Annotated in this window: 20 protein-coding genes; 9 read left to right on the top strand and 11 right to left on the bottom strand. The window is 63.6% G+C overall.

Features of this window, described 5'->3' with window-relative positions; translation table 11 throughout:
- Window positions 1-179 precede the first annotated feature (179 nt).
- Window positions 180-677: a peptide deformylase gene (locus XI06_RS11305; protein WP_237869443.1), complete on the top strand. Its 498-nt coding sequence runs from the start codon at window positions 180-182 to the stop codon at window positions 675-677.
- A 109-nt stretch (window positions 678-786) separates the two neighbouring features.
- A complete protein-coding gene (locus XI06_RS11300; protein ID WP_237890171.1) occupies window positions 787-1,200 on the top strand; it encodes a GFA family protein in 414 nt (137 codons plus the stop codon).
- 31 nt (window positions 1,201-1,231) lie between these two features.
- On the opposite strand, the gene XI06_RS11295 is transcribed toward XI06_RS11300, so the two are convergent.
- The 4 genes from XI06_RS11295 to XI06_RS11280 form a co-directional block, all read right to left on the bottom strand.
- The gene (locus tag XI06_RS11295; protein ID WP_237858467.1) at window positions 1,232-1,594 is read right to left on the bottom strand and encodes an ArsR/SmtB family transcription factor; all 363 of its coding nucleotides are present in this window, start codon (window positions 1,592-1,594) and stop codon (window positions 1,232-1,234) included.
- Window positions 1,594-2,256: an SRPBCC family protein gene (locus XI06_RS11290; RefSeq protein ID WP_237869445.1), complete on the bottom strand. Its 663-nt coding sequence runs from the start codon at window positions 2,254-2,256 to the stop codon at window positions 1,594-1,596. The genes XI06_RS11295 and XI06_RS11290 overlap by 1 nt, the downstream gene beginning before the upstream one ends.
- A gap of 121 nt (window positions 2,257-2,377) precedes the next feature.
- Window positions 2,378-3,493 (bottom strand): alpha/beta fold hydrolase, encoded by a 1,116-nt coding sequence (locus tag XI06_RS11285; protein WP_237890170.1) that lies wholly within the window; start codon window positions 3,491-3,493, stop codon window positions 2,378-2,380.
- Window positions 3,493-3,960 carry a hypothetical protein gene (locus XI06_RS11280; RefSeq protein ID WP_271605324.1) on the bottom strand — a complete coding sequence of 156 codons (468 nt, stop codon included), beginning with the start codon at window positions 3,958-3,960 and terminating at the stop codon, window positions 3,493-3,495. Before XI06_RS11280 ends, XI06_RS11285 begins: the two co-directional genes overlap by 1 nt.
- Before the next feature lie 121 nt (window positions 3,961-4,081).
- Between XI06_RS11280 and XI06_RS11275 the strand changes: the two genes are divergently transcribed.
- Entirely contained in the window at window positions 4,082-4,987 is a 906-nt protein-coding gene (locus tag XI06_RS11275; RefSeq protein WP_271605323.1) for a LysR family transcriptional regulator, read from the top strand.
- A 30-nt stretch (window positions 4,988-5,017) separates the two neighbouring features.
- Here the strand turns inward: XI06_RS11275 and XI06_RS11270 are convergent, their stop codons facing one another.
- Window positions 5,018-5,896, bottom strand: a complete 879-nt coding sequence (locus XI06_RS11270; protein ID WP_271605322.1) for an AraC family transcriptional regulator — start codon at window positions 5,894-5,896, stop codon at window positions 5,018-5,020.
- Window positions 5,897-6,061: 165 nt separating this feature from the next.
- Between XI06_RS11270 and XI06_RS11265 the strand changes: the two genes are divergently transcribed.
- Window positions 6,062-6,454, top strand: a complete 393-nt coding sequence (locus tag XI06_RS11265; RefSeq protein ID WP_271605460.1) for a VOC family protein — start codon at window positions 6,062-6,064, stop codon at window positions 6,452-6,454.
- Between the two features lie 74 nt (window positions 6,455-6,528).
- On the opposite strand, the gene XI06_RS11260 is transcribed toward XI06_RS11265, so the two are convergent.
- The 3 genes from XI06_RS11260 to guaA all read right to left on the bottom strand — a co-directional run bounded on the left by XI06_RS11260 (window position 6,529) and on the right by guaA (window position 9,421).
- The gene (locus XI06_RS11260; protein WP_271605321.1) at window positions 6,529-6,783 is read right to left on the bottom strand and encodes a hypothetical protein; all 255 of its coding nucleotides are present in this window, start codon (window positions 6,781-6,783) and stop codon (window positions 6,529-6,531) included.
- Between the two features lie 83 nt (window positions 6,784-6,866).
- Window positions 6,867-7,769, bottom strand: a complete 903-nt coding sequence (locus XI06_RS11255) for an HNH endonuclease (RefSeq protein ID WP_237869457.1) — start codon at window positions 7,767-7,769, stop codon at window positions 6,867-6,869.
- 53 nt (window positions 7,770-7,822) lie between these two features.
- Window positions 7,823-9,421, bottom strand: coding sequence for a glutamine-hydrolyzing GMP synthase (guaA, locus tag XI06_RS11250; protein WP_271605320.1), 1,599 nt, complete (start codon window positions 9,419-9,421; stop codon window positions 7,823-7,825).
- A gap of 148 nt (window positions 9,422-9,569) precedes the next feature.
- On the opposite strand from guaA, the gene XI06_RS11245 reads away from it, so the two are divergent.
- The 3 genes from XI06_RS11245 (at window position 9,570) to XI06_RS11235 (ending at window position 10,964) form a co-directional block, all read left to right on the top strand.
- Complete coding sequence (locus XI06_RS11245; RefSeq protein WP_237869460.1) at window positions 9,570-9,941, top strand: nuclear transport factor 2 family protein; 372 nt, start codon at window positions 9,570-9,572, stop codon at window positions 9,939-9,941.
- Between the two features lie 218 nt (window positions 9,942-10,159).
- Complete coding sequence (locus tag XI06_RS11240) at window positions 10,160-10,492, top strand: DHCW motif cupin fold protein (RefSeq protein WP_237858484.1); 333 nt, start codon at window positions 10,160-10,162, stop codon at window positions 10,490-10,492.
- A 262-nt stretch (window positions 10,493-10,754) separates the two neighbouring features.
- Window positions 10,755-10,964, top strand: a complete 210-nt coding sequence (locus tag XI06_RS11235) for a cold-shock protein (protein ID WP_027532363.1) — start codon at window positions 10,755-10,757, stop codon at window positions 10,962-10,964.
- A gap of 97 nt (window positions 10,965-11,061) precedes the next feature.
- Here XI06_RS11235 and XI06_RS11230 read toward each other — a convergent pair whose 3' ends face one another.
- Together XI06_RS11230 and XI06_RS11225 are read right to left on the bottom strand one after the other, a co-directional pair.
- Window positions 11,062-12,363, bottom strand: a complete 1,302-nt coding sequence (locus XI06_RS11230; RefSeq protein WP_271605319.1) for an RsmB/NOP family class I SAM-dependent RNA methyltransferase — start codon at window positions 12,361-12,363, stop codon at window positions 11,062-11,064.
- 35 nt (window positions 12,364-12,398) lie between these two features.
- Window positions 12,399-12,821: an MAPEG family protein gene (locus XI06_RS11225; RefSeq protein WP_271605318.1), complete on the bottom strand. Its 423-nt coding sequence runs from the start codon at window positions 12,819-12,821 to the stop codon at window positions 12,399-12,401.
- A gap of 156 nt (window positions 12,822-12,977) precedes the next feature.
- Between XI06_RS11225 and XI06_RS11220 the strand changes: the two genes are divergently transcribed.
- A complete protein-coding gene (locus XI06_RS11220; protein ID WP_271605317.1) occupies window positions 12,978-13,595 on the top strand; it encodes an acriflavin resistance protein in 618 nt (205 codons plus the stop codon).
- 68 nt (window positions 13,596-13,663) lie between these two features.
- Entirely contained in the window at window positions 13,664-14,506 is an 843-nt protein-coding gene (locus XI06_RS11215; RefSeq protein WP_271605316.1) for a metallophosphoesterase family protein, read from the top strand.
- An 8-nt stretch (window positions 14,507-14,514) separates the two neighbouring features.
- Here XI06_RS11215 and XI06_RS11210 read toward each other — a convergent pair whose 3' ends face one another.
- A complete protein-coding gene (locus tag XI06_RS11210; protein WP_237858492.1) occupies window positions 14,515-14,814 on the bottom strand; it encodes a hypothetical protein in 300 nt (99 codons plus the stop codon).
- Between the last annotated feature and the right edge of the window lie 145 nt (window positions 14,815-14,959).

Raw genomic sequence — 14,959 nt, 5'->3', positions numbered from 1 at the left:
GCGAAAACAACCCCATGCACAGTAGACGGCCGCAGCGGGAACACCGACTTTGATGCTGACAACTCCTGACTCCGGAACCTGCCGCGCCAAAGCCGCGATTTGACACGTCGGGCAAAACACCGGCATCATGGCATCATCCCGACAATTCGATTGCACCGCGCCTCTGGCGCCGAGACTTCATGGCCATTCGCCCGATCGTCCGCTATCCCGACCGCCGCCTCACAGTGCCCGCCCGCCCCGTCACCGCTTTCGACGATGGCTTGCGCGAGCTTGCGGCGGATTTGCTTGAAACGATGCGCGCCGCGCCCGGCATCGGCATCACGGCGCCCCATATCGGCGTGCCCCTGCGCGTCGTGGTGCTCGAGCTCGATGCCAAGGCGGGCCCGCAGACCTACGTCAATCCCGAGATCGCATGGGCCTCGCCCGAGATGATCATGCACAAGGAAGGCAGCGTTTCGATGCCCGGCGTCAATGACGAGGTGCAGCGCCACGCCCGCGTGCGGATCAATTATTGGGATCTCGACGGCAACGCACAGATCGAGGAATCCGAGGCTTTGCGCGCCGTCTGCCACCAGCACGAGATCGATCAGCTTGACGGGATGTTCTGGCTCCAGCGGCTGTCACGGCTGAAGCGGGAGCGGCTGGTGAAGCGGTTTGAGAAGATGTCGCGCGATTGACGTGCCGTCCATCGAGCTTGTTTGAGCCGGCGCCGGCTGTTCGATGTGGAGAAACGTGTCTGGGCTGATATGATGGCAATCCGTCGACTTCTTCGCGGGAGAGTGACGAATGAATTTTTCCGGCCGCTGCGCCTGCGGCGCGGTTTGCTACACCATCGCTGCCGCACCGATCCGCGGCTTTCAATGCCAGTGCACGGACTGCCAGCGTGATACCGGAAGCGGCCACAGCTCGGTCCTGGTGTTCGCGCGCCAGGCGGTCTCCGTGACCGGCGAGGTGCGCGAGATCGCAAGCGCCGCGGACAGCGGCGCCGTCAAGCGCAAAGGCTTTTGTCCGAACTGCGGTTCGCCCATCTACAACAAGCCGGAGGAGAAGCCGGACTACATCGGCATCTATGTCGGCACATTGGACGATGCCAGCACATTCAGGCCGTCCGTCGTGTTGTTCTGCTCGCGCGGCTATGCCTGGGACTATCTCGATCCCGAACTCCCAAAGCTGCCGGAATGGCATCCGGCATCGAGATAGCGCCTTCGGGGCTCTCCACTCCACGAAGCGGTCAGGCTCTCTTCCCGCCCCGCTTCGTCAATGGCGCGTGCCGACGCGCCCGCTTGCCGCGCGCGATCTCCGTCGCCAGCGCGTCGAGCTTCGGCTCCCAGAAAGTCCTGAACTGGCCGACCCAGGCATCGACCGCGCGAAGCCCCGCGCCATCAACCTGATAGAGCCGTCTCTGCGCCTCCGCGCGAACTGTGGCAAAGCCGCTTTCGCGCAGCACTTTGAGGTGTTGCGATACGGCCGCCTGCGTGATGCCGAACTCAGCTCCAATCACTTCGACAACCTCACCGGATGCCATTTCGCCCGGCGCCAGCAACTCGAGGATGCGGCGGCGCACGGGATCGGCGAGGACCTCAAAGACGTGCATCAGCTTCCCGTGCCCGGATGTGCGACGTCGGGCGGCATCTCGCCGCGATAAAACGCGATGGTGCGGTCCGACCGCTGCTTCGCCGTGTCGGGATCGACGCCGCTTGCGACATGAGCCGCGCGCCAATATTCGCCCGAATTTGCCATGAAGTCCTTGCCCGCGGGAGAGCCCATCCATGCCTCAGCCGTTGCATGGTCGACTGCCGCTCCCGTCGCAACATATCGCTCGAGGCCGGCAATGGCGAGATCCCAGCCGATCCCGACTGCGCCCGGGCCAAACTGATTCCAGTGATCCTCGATGATCGCGGTGTGCTCCAGCGTCAACCGCGCCTGACTGCGTTCCGCCGCAAGCCTGACGTCGATCCAGCTGACGGCGCCGCCGAATTCCCATGTGGCCGCAAAATGCGTCGGCGGCGTACAGGCCGTGATGGTGCCGCCTGCGTTGCCCTTCAGCTGGTACTTTCCACCGGTCTGAAGGTTGCCCTCGACCGGCAAGAACCAGCGCGGAATGCGTTCCTTGCTGGTCACGGCGTCCCAGAGGTCCTCGACATCAGTGTCGTAGAGCCTGGTCAGCGTCACCGCGCTGGCCGGCTTCCCGTCTTTCTCGAAATTGCGCACCGAGCGCGTCACGAGCCCCAATGCCCTGGCGACGTCGATCTCCATTGCTGTCCTCCCCGTCGTTGAGCGCGAGGACGAATATCGATCTACACTAATATAAGTCAAATCTTATATTCATGCGATAGCGCCAGAGAGTGGAACATCCGGCGCGCCATCGGCGATGGCCCTAGAGGCTCCGAAGGAAATCGATCATGGCGGCGCTGACTTCGCCCGCGCGTTCCTGCTGGGTCCAGTGGCCGCAATCCCGCAGCACAATCGGCGGCCGGAGCTTCGGCACGAACGCTGCTTGCCTCTTGATATCCTGCCCAAATGCGGCAGCAACGAAATCGCGGTCGCCAACGAGATAGAGCGCGGGCACGGTGACCATCGCCCCGTTGAAGGCGGACATCAGCTCCCAGCCACGATCGACATTGCGCCACCAGGCAAGCGGGCCATGGAATCCACTTCGCGCATAGGCCTCGACATAGACGTCGAGATCGGCCTCCGTGAGCCATGGCGGCAAGGCCGGCGGCTCGGCCAGGACATTGCCCTTGCGCGGCACCATTCCGGCGGCAAATCCGCCTGAAGCCGACGGCGGCCGATCGCCCGATTGCAGATAGAACTGGGAGCGGAAAGTGCGGCGCAGATCGCGGCCCAGCCCGGCTTCGGCTTCAGGCGTCTGCAGGAAGAGCTGATAGAACACCGCATCCTCGTTGCGCGGCATCAGCGTGGTCGGCGGCGCCACGCTGTCGCCGAACGCGCGCGGCCGGAACGGCGGGCTCATGGCGATCACGGCCGGGAAGCGGTCCGGGCGCAACAACGCCGCCTGCCACGCGATCGCAGCGCCGATGTCGTGCCCGGCGATGACAGCCTGCCTTGCGCCCAAGGCATCGAGGAGACCCACGACATCGCCGATATCGTGGAGGATCGTGTATTTCTCGACCTCTCCCGGACGGTCGCTGTGCCCATAGCCGCGCAGGTCCGGCGCCACCGCATGGAAGCCGGCCTTCGCCAGCGCGCCGAGCTGATGCCGCCAGGAGTACCAGCACTCGGGAAAGCCGTGACAGAGAATGACGAGCGGACCTTCGCCCTGTTCGGCGATGTGAAGGCGGATGCCATTGGCCTCGATCATGCGATGCTTCACCTCCGGCATCGCGGGATCCACCCAGGAGGACGGCTCAGCATTTTCGGCAGCGAGCCCGGTCGCAGCAGCGCGCGACGGCCGCGCCAATGCGACACCGGTGGTGAGCGCGCCCGCGGCCCAGAGCATGTCGCGGCGAGACAGCGTCGGCTCCCTCGACATCACTGTGCTCCCTTCGTCGCAGCGGGATTGGCCACGAGCAGGCCAAGCGGCTGCAGCGGACCGACCGGGATGTAGTCGTGATCCATCAGATGCGCCTGGCCGAGCGGCAGCCCGTCCATGATCGCCTGCGCCTCGGCGACGTCCCTGGTGTCCAGCAGCAAGACGACGCCGCGACCATCGCCACGCGAATACCATTCGCGGATTTTCCCGCCGAGATAGAGCTGCACCGTCGCCCGGATTTCAGCCGGCAGCACCGCCATCACCTGCTCGCGGGCAACGCCCTGCTTCACGGTCAGGATGACGAATACGCCAGTTACGGCGGGCGCAGCGGCTTGGGTTTGGGATTGGGTTTGGGTTTGGGTTTGGGCGGCGGCCGGGGTGGTCATCAATGATCCTCCTGTCAAAGCGAGCACGAATGCGACGACGACGCTGCGCAGCGCGCCCATCGGTCTCTTGAGTGCGGTCATGGCGGGCCTCCTTGTTCTGAAACGGCGGCGTCGGCCGCGCCTGATCACATAGACGCGCGGGGCGCGGCTTGTATGGTCGATTTGTTCACATATGTTGTTCGGAAATGAACAGGGAGCGCACATGACCTGGCAGTGGGACGACATCCGCTTCTTCCTCGCCGTATCGCGTGCCGGCAGCCTTTCGGCGGCGGCGCGCACGCTTGGCGTCGGTCATGTCACGGTGGGGCGGCGGATTGCGCTGCTGGAGAAGCAGCTCGGCGTGACGCTGCTGAACCGCAATCCCGACGGATTCGTCACGACGCCGGCCGGCGAAGCGATCCTGCGCCAATGCGCGGCGATGGAGAGCGCCGCTGCTGATCTCGAGCGCATCGTCGCCGGACATGACGCGCTGCTGAAGGGCTCGGTTCGCGTCGCCACGACCGAGGCCCTCGGCTACCAGCTGGTCGCGCCGGCGATTGCAGCGCTGCGCAAGACCCATCCGGAGCTGCGCGTCGACCTGATCACCGGCGTTCGCACACTCGACATCGCGCGGCGCGAAGCCGACCTCGCCGTCAGGTTCGCGCGGCCCTTGGCCTCGGACCTGATCTGCCGGAAGCTCGGCGACGTCGCCTTCTCGCTGTACGCCTCAAAACGCTATCTGGCGAGCAAGGGCGCGCCGAAGCCGGGCCAGGGGCTGGCGGGTTTCGACCTGATCACCTACAGCGGCACGCCAACCGCAATGGGCCCTTTCTTCATGGGGGAGTCGATCGAGGGCGCGCAGGTCGCGCTTCGCTCCGACAGCCCCTTCATCCAGCTTCGCGCCGCGGCGAACCATACCGGCATCGCCGAGGTCACCTGCTTTCTCGGCGATCGCGCGCCTGACGTCGTCCGCGTCTGGCCCGACCGGCCGCCGGCGCGGCGCGCGCTGTGGATGATCATGCATCAGGACATGAAGCGCGCCGCGCGCATCAAGGCCGTCTCGAACGCCATCACCGAGACGTACCGCCGCGAGAAGCGAACCCTGGAACAAGGCCTCGCGGCGGCATAGGCAGGCAACATACAGGATCGGCACAGCGCGCTATTTCAGCGGCAGAAACACGTCGGCTTCAGTCTCGTGCTCCGGCACCTCAGGGAAGAAGCTCAGCCGCTGGCAATAGAGCGGGAAGTCGCGCGCCTCCTCGCCGCTGGCCGGAAGCCAGTCGCGATAGAGATAGAGCGCGGCGGGCTCCAGATTGTCGGTGTAGCCGACGACCCGCAGCACCGCGCAGCGCCCACCGGGGATCTCGCCGGCCTTGATCTCCTCGCCATTCGCTTCGATCGGCTGGTCGGTCCCGACACAGAGGTCCGTGCTGTAAGCGGCCGGCGAGGACGGGCGCCGTTCGGAGCGCCAGACATTGAAGGTCGGGCTTGTCCGGGGATGCAGTCCGGCAGCCTTGCGCCAGGCGATGAACCGCCTGACGGTGTCGCCGAGCCTTGCCGGGTCGCCCCGATGCTCCATGATCGCCACCCGCGTGGGGGGCACATCGCGGATCGTCACGTCGTCGGTGGTAAAGATCTTCATGAGCTTGTTCCTTGCGATATCGAGAGGCCCGAAGGCCACAAGCCACGGCTCCCATTCGGGGGCGTTGCGGAACGACGACGGCGACTGCCCGAACCGCTGCCGAAAGGCACGGGCGAAGGCATCAGGCGCATCGTAACCGGCATCCATCGCGATGTCGGTGACGCTGTCGGCGTCACTGTAGGCCAGCAGGTAGGAAGCGCGCTTCATACGGGCGAGCTGGACATAGCGATGCACTGACAATCCGAAGGTCGCCGTGAACTGCCGATGGAAATGAAACCGCGAGAAGGCGGCAACGCCGCTCAGCGTTTCCAGGTCCAGATCAGCGTCGAGATGCCGGTCGATATAGTCCAGCACCCGCCGCATCCGGTCCCGATAGTTTTGCAGCGCTGCCGTCATCGTCCTTCCTTTCGTGGCGGCATGAGTTAGGCCGGAATGGCCACGACGCGCTCGACCGATCTTGCGGTTTGGCAAGATATCGCGAAATGGCGATCCGCTTCCTTATTTCCAAATACGTCATTATCTTTTGTCAAAACACCGCCTGGTCAACCGAGGTCCCTCGAAATGAACAGCTTGAACAATCTGGAGTGCGTGACGCTCTTCGTTGACGACCTCGCGCGCACGCGGGCATTCTACGAGGCGGTGTTCGACGCGAGGCCGATCTATTCCGACGCCGTATGCAGCGTGATCGGGCTCGGGGGCGTCATGGTCAATCTGCTGCAGGCGACGGAGGCACCGCAGCTCGTGGAGCCGATGGTGCCGGCGGCTTCAAGCGCCGGGCCTCGCATGCTCATGACCATTCGCGTCGCCGATGTCGATGAAGCCTGCGCGAAGCTCCGGCAAAATGGCGTAGACCTGGTGAACGGTCCCATCGATCGCCCCTGGGGCCGCCGCACCGCCGCCTTTGCCGATCCGTCAGGTCATATGTGGGAGATCGCGCAGGAGATACGTTCGTAGTAGACGCCCGATGCAGCGACAGCTGCGCCAGGCTCGGATACTGGCTTTCTCAGGGTTACATCACTTCTGAGAGACTATGAGGCGAGCCCAGCCTTTGCTCGCGCAACGAGCACGTCCCAATTCGTCTTCTCGCCGGTGGCCAGCTCGATCTTGAAATAGCTATCGTGGTGGCCGATATATGGCGGAAGCGCCTTAGGCCCATGGGCACGCCACGCTTGGGCGAACCATTGCTCCAGAAACTCTGAAGCCACTTCCCCCCGGTTCAATCTCCTCGTATTTCTCATCATCGTAAATTTCGGAGGGAACGTCTTCTTGTCGTCCTCACCCATGCAACCCCTCCGCTACTATCGATATTGCCCGCTTGCCAGAGTTCGAAGGACGGGTGGAGCAAAGCGATACCCATCCAACCGACTCATTGCTTGAAGCAGTTCTCGCGATGCCATTTCAAGAAGTGCGGATGAGGCCGATCAGACGGTCTTCTCGGCTCAAGAGCACGACCGGTCCTATTGATGATCGACCGGACTCCTTCCTGGTCATTTGTCTGACGCGAGATAAGTATTTCTAGATCGTCGGCTAAGGTGATCAGACCACGGTCGAACATCCAATGAGCCGTACCTGAGAGGGCGATCCCATTGCTAACGATATCCGGCCCATTTGCCTCGACAGGCCGAATGTGCGCCGCCGCAACTTCTGCGCGCCCCATTCCGTTGATGAGCTTCAATCCGGTAATGGCGCAGCGTTCATCATAGGCGCGCAGCACGATCCGACGAAATACGCGATCGCGCAGAGCTCGCGATACGGAAAGGCTGACGCGATCTCTTTGCTGCTCGAATATGAACGGCGCCTGTTCCCCTTCATCGAGCTCGGCCAACCGAACATCGGCATCAACGCGGGGCAGCAGCGGTGCACCTTCCGCGAAACCAAGTTCGAATATTCTATTGAAATCTTCGGGTGAGATGGGACGGACTGCCGATTGAGCACGTCCGGAAATTCGTCCCTGCTCATTCAGGACACCGCGCTCTACTGGACCAGTCGGCCCGTTGAAAGAAACCGGATTGGCAAAATCGAGATAGCTTCCAGGCTCGATCAGAGCGAGATACATCCCTGGAGTGCCCGGGTCAGGAATAATCTGCTGAACCCGAGAAATCGCAAAATAGCCGCGCGTCTCGGCCACTTTGCTCGGCTCGTAATAGATGATCCAATCGCCTATGCAGGCTTCAACGCGGCGGAGATACTGACTGGGAAACTGATATCGTTCAGCGGGACTGTCATCGTAGATCGAGTCCGATCGATGGATGAATACCCCAAATCCCATGATTCAAACGGCGTCGCCTCTCCGGAGAGCTAGGGATTGAACAATCATGCCCCCTACTCCCACTCAATCGTCCCCGGCGGCTTGCTGGTCACGTCGTACACCACCCTATTCACGCCCTTCACCTCGTTGATGATGCGCGTGGCGGTCTCGCCCAGGAACTTCATGTCGAACTGGTAGAAGTCCGCGGTCATGCCGTCGGTGGAGGTGACGGCGCGCAGGCCGACCACATAATCATAGGTGCGACCGTCGCCCATGACGCCGACGGTCTTGACGGGGAGCAGCACGGCGAAGGCCTGCCAGATCTCGTCGTAGAGGCCGTGCTTGCGGATCTGGTCGATGTAGACGGCATCGGCCTTGCGCAGGATGTCGAGCTTGTCTCTCGTGATGTCGCCGGGGCAGCGGATGGCGAGGCCCGGGCCCGGGAACGGGTGGCGGCCGACGAAGATTTCGGGAAGGCCGAGCTCGCGCCCTAACTTGCGGACCTCGTCCTTGAACAGCTCGCGCAAGGGCTCGACGAGCTTCATGTTCATGCGCTCAGGGAGACCGCCGACATTGTGGTGCGACTTGATCGTCACCGACGGGCCGCCGGTGAAGGAGACGCTCTCGATCACATCAGGATAGAGCGTGCCTTGCGCGAGGAAGTCGGCGCCGCCGATCTTCTTGGCCTCAGCCTCGAACACCTCGATGAAGAGGCGGCCGATGGTCTTGCGCTTGGTTTCCGGATCGGTGACGCCTTCGAGCTCGCCGATGAATTGCTTGGACGCATCCACGTGCACGAGCGGGATGTTGTAGTGGTGGCGGAACAGGTCGACGACGGTCTTGGCCTCGTCGAGACGCAGCAAGCCATGATCGACGAACACGCAGGTGAGCTGATCGCCGATGGCCTCGTGGATCAGCACGGCGGCAACGGCGGAATCGACGCCGCCGGAGAGGCCGCAGATCACCTTGCCCTTGCCGACCTGCTGGCGGATCTTTGCGATCTCCTCCTCGCGGAAGGCGCGCATGGTCCAGTCGCCGGTGAGGCCGGCGATCTTGCGCACGAAATTGCGGATCAGCTTGGCGCCGTCGGGCGTGTGCACCACTTCGGGGTGGAACATCAGGCCGTAATATTTGCGCTTCTCGTCCTGGATGATCGCGAACGGCGCGTTCGGCGAGGTGCCGGCGACGGAGAAACCCGGCGGCATCCTGGTGATGCGGTCGCCATGGCTCATCCAGACCTGGTTCTTGCTGCCTGACGACCAGACATCCTCGAACAGCTTGCTGTCGGCCTTGACCTCGACGTCGGCGCGGCCGAATTCGCGGTGATGGCCGCCCTCGACCTCACCGCCGAGCTGGGCGGCCATGGTCATCTGGCCGTAGCAGATGCCCATTACGGGCACGCCGGAGGCGAAGATCAGCTGCGGCGCGCGGGGCGAGCCGGCCTCATGCACCGACTCAGGCCCGCCGGAGAGAATCACCGCTTTCGGCTTCATCTCCTTGAAGGCTTCTTCGGCCTTGTTGAACGGGACGATCTCGCAATAGACGCCGTCCTCGCGCACGCGACGCGCAATCAGCTGCGTCACCTGGCTGCCGAAGTCGACGATGAGAATCTTGTCGTGCGCCGAGGCCACCGAGGGCGTCGACGCGGAGCGGTCGTTCTGTGCTGCTGTCATGGCAAGCCAATACGCGATGAGCCCCCGGCCCGCAACCGCGCCTCTGCGCGCGCCCACATGCTTCTTTGGGCATGGACAAATGGATATAGGTAAGTATTATTGACCTAATTGCCTCGCCGCGAACCAGGGGCCGATCAGGGAGAACGCCATGTCGAAATTCCATCAGCCTTCAACGCTCGCCGCACTCGGCCGCACCTGGGTCGAGGCCTGGAATGCGCGCGATCTCGAGCGCGTGCTCACGCTCTATGACGATGCCACCGTGATGACCTCGGACCGCATCCCCGCGATGGGGTTCGATGCCAGCGGCACCGTGCGCGGCAAGGATGCTCTGCGTGCCTATTGGAGCAAGGCGCTGGGGTTGTTGCCGAAGCTGCACTTCTCGCTGATCGACGTGTTCGTCAGCCCCGACAGTTTGGTGGTGTTTTACCAGAACGAGCGCGGAAAAAGGATCTGCGAGTATCTGCGAGTGAATGATGCGGGGCTGATCGTGCAGGGATCGGCGAACCATCTGGTGGGGTGAGTGCCAACCACCGCTGTCATTCCCCGCGAAGGCGGGGAATCCAGTACGCCGCGGCTTTTCGATGAACCACGGACGTCTCGGAATACTGGATCGCCCGATCAAGTCGGGCGATGACAGCGAGAGCGAGGGACGCATGTGCCCCAAGCTTGCAACAACGGAGACTGGGGCGCGCGCGTGCGCTAACAACGGCCTCGCCGGCTCTGAAACAGGACCCACCCATGAAACTCCCCGCCTCGCCGTTCACCGTCACCGACTGGAGCAAGGTCGAAGCCACCAGGCATCCCGGCGAGACCGGGCACGCGCTGTGGCGCACGCTTGATATCGGCGAGCTCCGCGTGCGGATGGTCGAGTATTCGCCGGGCTATCTGGCCGATCATTGGTGCGATCGTGGGCACGTGCTCTACGTGCTCAAGGGCGAGCTCGACAGCGAGCTGCGCGACGGGCGCAAGTTCAAGCTGACGCCGGGGATGAGCTACCAGGTGTCGGATTTCGGGGATGCCGCGCATCGCTCCTCGACATCAGTGGGCGCGACGCTCTTCATCGTGGATTGACGGAACTGTCTTTCAGGGCCCGGTGTGCAGCGCAAAATAGCAAATGTCGCGCGACTCGCTGTCTGGGCGTGCCGCCTTGAAGTTGCCCCAAAAAATCGCTAGATTGTGATGATCGATCCTTGGCCGAACGACTGGGCCGCTCCGTCTCATTTCCAATGGGCGAGCACGTTTCAGGTATTTCTCCAAAATCGACCAATCGGGACGTGGGCGCAAAATGCGCATTTGTCCCCCTGAGTGCATCGTCAATTGAAAGGAAATGACTATGGCAATGGGCACCGTGAAGTGGTTCAACAACCAAAAGGGCTTTGGCTTCATCCAGCCGGATGACGGCGCAAAGGACGTCTTCGTTCACATCAGCGCCGTCGAGCGCGCTGGTCTGTCGACCCTCAACGAGGGCCAGAAGGTCTCCTTCGACATCGTCGCGGACCGCCGCAGCGGCAAGTCCTCGGCCGACAACCTCCGCGCCGGCTAGTGGCCGCGCAGACGCTCTGACCACGGACGTACCGGCAGAGTGTTGAGACAAGAAACCCCGCGACCGGGATCCGGTTCGCGGGGTTTTTGTTTGGGGATTAGCTCGCCTTCTTCAGGACCGACACGAAGAAGCCATCCGTCCCCGTGCGCCTTGTCGTCATCAGCCAGCCCTCAGGCGATTGCAGCGCGGCTTGTGCGAAGTCCTCGGCCTTGTCCCAGAGCACGCTCGCGGTCTGCTCCGGCGGCACCACCGCAAACTCCGGGTGCCGGGCGATGAAGGCCCTCACCTGCTCGCCGTTCTCCTCCGACAGTACCGAGCAGGTGATGTAGGCGATGCGGCCGCCCTGCTTCACCAGCGGAACCGCGCGCTCCAGCGCCTCGGCCTGGTCTTTCAGGCGGATCTCGAGCGCGCCCGGCCGCATGCGCCATTTGGCATCGGGGTTGCGGCGCCAGGTTCCGGTTCCCGTGCAGGGCGCGTCGATGACGACGAGGTCGGCGGTGGCGCGGATATCTTCAAGCGGATCGGCCTCGCCCTTGGGGGTGCGGACATCGGCATTGTGGACGCCGGCGCGCGACAGGCGTTCGTGGATCGGCGCAAGCTGGCGCTTGTCGCGATCGGTGGCAATGAGGCGACCCTTGCCCTGCATCAGGGCGGCGAGCGCCAGCGTCTTGCCGCCGGCACCGGCGCAGAGATCGATCACCTGCTCGCCCGGCTTTGCTGCGGTGAACAGGGCCGCAAGCTGCGATCCTTCATCCTGCACTTCAATGCCGCCCTTGATGAAATCCTCTTCCGCCTGGATGCCGGGGTTGCGCGCATCGGCTGAAAGCTCGATGCGCAGGCCGTTTGGCGACCACGGCGTCGGTTTCGCATGAAGATGAGCAAGCGCCTTCAGCACCTTGTCGCGATTGGATTTTAGCGTGTTGACGCGCAAGTCGAGCGGCGCCCGGCTCGCCATCGCCACCGCCTCGGCGGCGCGGTCCTCGCCGAACACTTTTGCAAGATGGGAATCGAGCCATTCCGGATAGTCGCCGGCGATCGCGGCGGGCGCGTCTTTCAGCGAGCGATGGCTGAGCGCGGCCTGCTCGGCGTCCGTAAGTGGTTCAGGTGCAAACCGGCTGCCGTCGAACATCGCGGCCATGGTCGCGGTGTCCATGTTGCGCTCGAGGCGGAGCATGCCGATCAGCCGCGCGCGGGCGGTATCGGAATCCATCAGGTAGGCGCTGGAGGAAAAGCGGCGCAGCACGTCCCAGACGAGACCGGCAATGGCGGCGCGGTCGCCGGAGCCGGCAAAGCGGTGCGCGGTGCCCCACTCCTTCAGCGCTTTCGCCGCCGGCACGCGGTCCTTCTCGATGGTGTTGATCACTTCGATGGCTGCGGACAGCCGGGCAGCGGGAGTCATTTGAATCTTTCAGATCAGGATCGGCGAGCAAACGCCTAGATCAGCAACAGAATTTTGAGTGCGAAGTAGATCCACATCGCCAGCAGCACGAGCACGCCGGCAAGCCAGACCGTAGAGCGCCGGCCGAGATCGTTCGAGGTGACGAACACGCCGGCATGGGCAAAGCGTGTCACCACGAACACCCAGGACATCAGCACGATGAAGAGATCGGCATGGCGGAGCGGCAGCGCCAGCGCGATGAGGGCGTAGAACAGCACCGGCAGCTCGAACTGGTTGCGGTAGCAATTGGCGATTTGCGTGGCGCCCTTCGGCCAGTTCGGCTCGCCCAGCGCGATGTCGCGGATCTTGGTCTCGCCCGAGACCAGCGCCTTCCGCCGCCCGAACACCATGCCGATCAGCAGCGCGAAGGTCAGCCCGATCTGCACGAAAACAGGCAGCAGGACCATTTGAACGGACATCGGAACTTTCCCGTGAGGCGGTATGCCGCGGACCGTCATTAGCCGCGACTTCTCACGCTGACAATCAGGGAGTTGAACCAGCGTTCCCGAGTCCGCGACCAACCAGCGATTGTTAAAGCGATTTTGCCCCATTGCGGGCCTTCGAAGCGAGCCGCCATGAGCACCCTGTCCAGCCTTTGGTCCGAATCCGCCGACGGCCAGCTCGGCATCTGGATGTCGGCGCTGTCAGGCGTCGCCGCGGCGCTCGCCGTCGCGCTGGCGATGACAGTCTATTTCCGCCTGGCCTACCGCACCTGGCGCGATGTCGTCAGGCACGGACTGGCGGTGCTCGCGGCAGCCGCGCTGCTCGCGTTCGTTGCCTTCGACATGCGCCACGCCGCGCTTGCCTATCTCGGCCTCAACCCGTCCAAGCCGGCGGTGGAGTTCGAGATCCGGATGCCACGCGAAACCTTGACGGCCGCGTCCGCCGACGCTCAGATCGAGCTGCACACCGATCGCAACCAGACACTTGCGCTGGTCAACGGCGTCAGCGACCTCACTGACGGACGCGCGGTGCTGCGCGGCGCGGTCGCCCTCACCCATCGCACCGCCGACCGCATGCTGGTGGTGAACCTGCCGGGCAAGGGCACGTTCGAGTTCCGCCTGCGCCTGCCGGCCGAGCCGCATCGCACCGAGCAGTTCGGCCCCTGGCATCTCGCCGACCGCATCGCCTCGCCCGTGGCGGGCAGCGTCGCGCAGCAGGACGCCTACACGATCCGCTATCGCGTGCTTTAAACTTTGTTTCATCGCCGATCTTGCGCCGATGTCATCGTTCCGACGTTTGGCTAGATGATACTTCGCGCATGTCCGAATTTCGCATCACGCAGATTTCTGACACGCATCTCGGCCGGCGTTTTCCCGGCCTGATCGCAAACTTCCAGGCGGTCAGCGAGCACATCGATGCAAGCAGGCCCGATCTCGTCATCAACACCGGCGACGTGTCGTTCGACGGACCGACGAGCCGCGACGATGTGGCGTTCGCGAAGAGCCTGCACGCTGCCCTGCCCGTCGACTGTCGCTACATCCCTGGTAATCACGACATCGGTGACAATCCGACGGCGCTCGGGCCGGCGCCGAAGCCGCCGGTCACCGAGGCGCACCGCCAGCAATTTCGCGACATCATCGGCGAGGACCATTGGTCATTCGATGCTGCCGGCTGGCGCTTCATCGGCCTCAACTCGCTGGTGATGAATTCAGGGCTCGCGTTCGAGGCCGAGCAGTTCGATTGGCTCGCTTCGGAGATCGCCGAGGTGGACGGCAGGCCGGTCGCGCTGTTCATCCACAAGCCGCTGTTTCTCAACCTGCCCGACGATCCTGAACTCCCGGAGACCTCGATCCGCTACGTGCCGCAGCCGGCGCGCGCGCGGCTGATCGAGATGTTCGCGCGCGCCGATCTCCGCCTGGTCGCCAGCGGTCACGTGCATCAGCGCCGCGACTTCACGTCCCGCCACGTCAGGCACGTCTGGGCGCCCTCAGCCGGCTTCAAGATCAATGACACACGCCAGGATCGGATCGCGATCAAGGAGACGGGTCTCGTCGAGTACCGCTTCGCGTCAGACAGTTTTGAAGTCCGCCACGTCCGCGCCGCGGGCCAGGTCGATATCGACATCGAAGAGCTGTTCGCCCAGATGGGCGGCGAGCACTAGCTCAGCTCTCAGGCGAAGCTCTTGAGATCGTGTTGGATTGCAGCCAGCAACGACTGCAGCGCCTCGCTGCTCACCGGCTGCGGCGCCGGACCATTGGCGGGGACCACGTTGACGCGGTCGGTCGTCCTGACCGATGGCTTCGGAAAGCGCGGCGGAGGCGCCGGCATCGCGGGAGCAGCAGACTCGCCCTCCTCCTCGCTGTGCACGAACTTGCCGTGGATGACGTCGTCATGGCGGCCCATGACATACATGGCCGCCCAATAGCCGGCAGCCAGCAGGATTACGCAGAAAATACCGATCTCTAACATCGCAGCACCTGAAATATGCGCGATGATTCAATGCCTTCGCCTTGGCGTCAATGAACCCTCGGTCACACGCTGCGCCTTTTACGGGCAGGTGTGGCCGATCGGTAACTATTTGTTAACCAGCGACGTCTGGTATGTGGCAAAGGCG

It is taken from the genome of Bradyrhizobium sp. CCBAU 11434 (assembly GCF_028128895.1).
Taxonomy (GTDB): domain Bacteria; phylum Pseudomonadota; class Alphaproteobacteria; order Rhizobiales; family Xanthobacteraceae; genus Bradyrhizobium; species Bradyrhizobium zhengyangense.
The sequence above is the reverse complement of the archived record's forward strand: the minus strand, read 5'-3'. Positions and strand labels throughout refer to the sequence as shown.

Bases quoted from the DNA above. Each gene is read 5' to 3' on its own strand.
- XI06_RS11305 (WP_237869443.1), top strand. From the start codon at position 180: ATGGCCATTCGCCCGATCGTCCGCTATCCCGACCGCCGCCTCACAGTG.
- XI06_RS11300 (WP_237890171.1), top strand. From the start codon at position 787: ATGAATTTTTCCGGCCGCTGCGCCTGCGGCGCGGTTTGCTACACCATC.
- XI06_RS11295 (WP_237858467.1), bottom strand. From the start codon at position 1,594: ATGCACGTCTTTGAGGTCCTCGCCGATCCCGTGCGCCGCCGCATCCTC.
- XI06_RS11290 (WP_237869445.1), bottom strand. From the start codon at position 2,256: ATGGAGATCGACGTCGCCAGGGCATTGGGGCTCGTGACGCGCTCGGTG.
- XI06_RS11285 (WP_237890170.1), bottom strand. From the start codon at position 3,493: ATGTCGAGGGAGCCGACGCTGTCTCGCCGCGACATGCTCTGGGCCGCG.
- XI06_RS11280 (WP_271605324.1), bottom strand. From the start codon at position 3,960: ATGACCGCACTCAAGAGACCGATGGGCGCGCTGCGCAGCGTCGTCGTC.
- XI06_RS11275 (WP_271605323.1), top strand. From the start codon at position 4,082: ATGACCTGGCAGTGGGACGACATCCGCTTCTTCCTCGCCGTATCGCGT.
- XI06_RS11270 (WP_271605322.1), bottom strand. From the start codon at position 5,896: ATGACGGCAGCGCTGCAAAACTATCGGGACCGGATGCGGCGGGTGCTG.
- XI06_RS11265 (WP_271605460.1), top strand. From the start codon at position 6,062: ATGAACAGCTTGAACAATCTGGAGTGCGTGACGCTCTTCGTTGACGAC.
- XI06_RS11260 (WP_271605321.1), bottom strand. From the start codon at position 6,783: ATGGGTGAGGACGACAAGAAGACGTTCCCTCCGAAATTTACGATGATG.
- XI06_RS11255 (WP_237869457.1), bottom strand. From the start codon at position 7,769: ATGGGATTTGGGGTATTCATCCATCGATCGGACTCGATCTACGATGAC.
- guaA (WP_271605320.1), bottom strand. From the start codon at position 9,421: ATGACAGCAGCACAGAACGACCGCTCCGCGTCGACGCCCTCGGTGGCC.
- XI06_RS11245 (WP_237869460.1), top strand. From the start codon at position 9,570: ATGTCGAAATTCCATCAGCCTTCAACGCTCGCCGCACTCGGCCGCACC.
- XI06_RS11240 (WP_237858484.1), top strand. From the start codon at position 10,160: ATGAAACTCCCCGCCTCGCCGTTCACCGTCACCGACTGGAGCAAGGTC.
- XI06_RS11235 (WP_027532363.1), top strand. From the start codon at position 10,755: ATGGCAATGGGCACCGTGAAGTGGTTCAACAACCAAAAGGGCTTTGGC.
- XI06_RS11230 (WP_271605319.1), bottom strand. From the start codon at position 12,363: ATGACTCCCGCTGCCCGGCTGTCCGCAGCCATCGAAGTGATCAACACC.
- XI06_RS11225 (WP_271605318.1), bottom strand. From the start codon at position 12,821: ATGTCCGTTCAAATGGTCCTGCTGCCTGTTTTCGTGCAGATCGGGCTG.
- XI06_RS11220 (WP_271605317.1), top strand. From the start codon at position 12,978: ATGAGCACCCTGTCCAGCCTTTGGTCCGAATCCGCCGACGGCCAGCTC.
- XI06_RS11215 (WP_271605316.1), top strand. From the start codon at position 13,664: ATGTCCGAATTTCGCATCACGCAGATTTCTGACACGCATCTCGGCCGG.
- XI06_RS11210 (WP_237858492.1), bottom strand. From the start codon at position 14,814: ATGTTAGAGATCGGTATTTTCTGCGTAATCCTGCTGGCTGCCGGCTAT.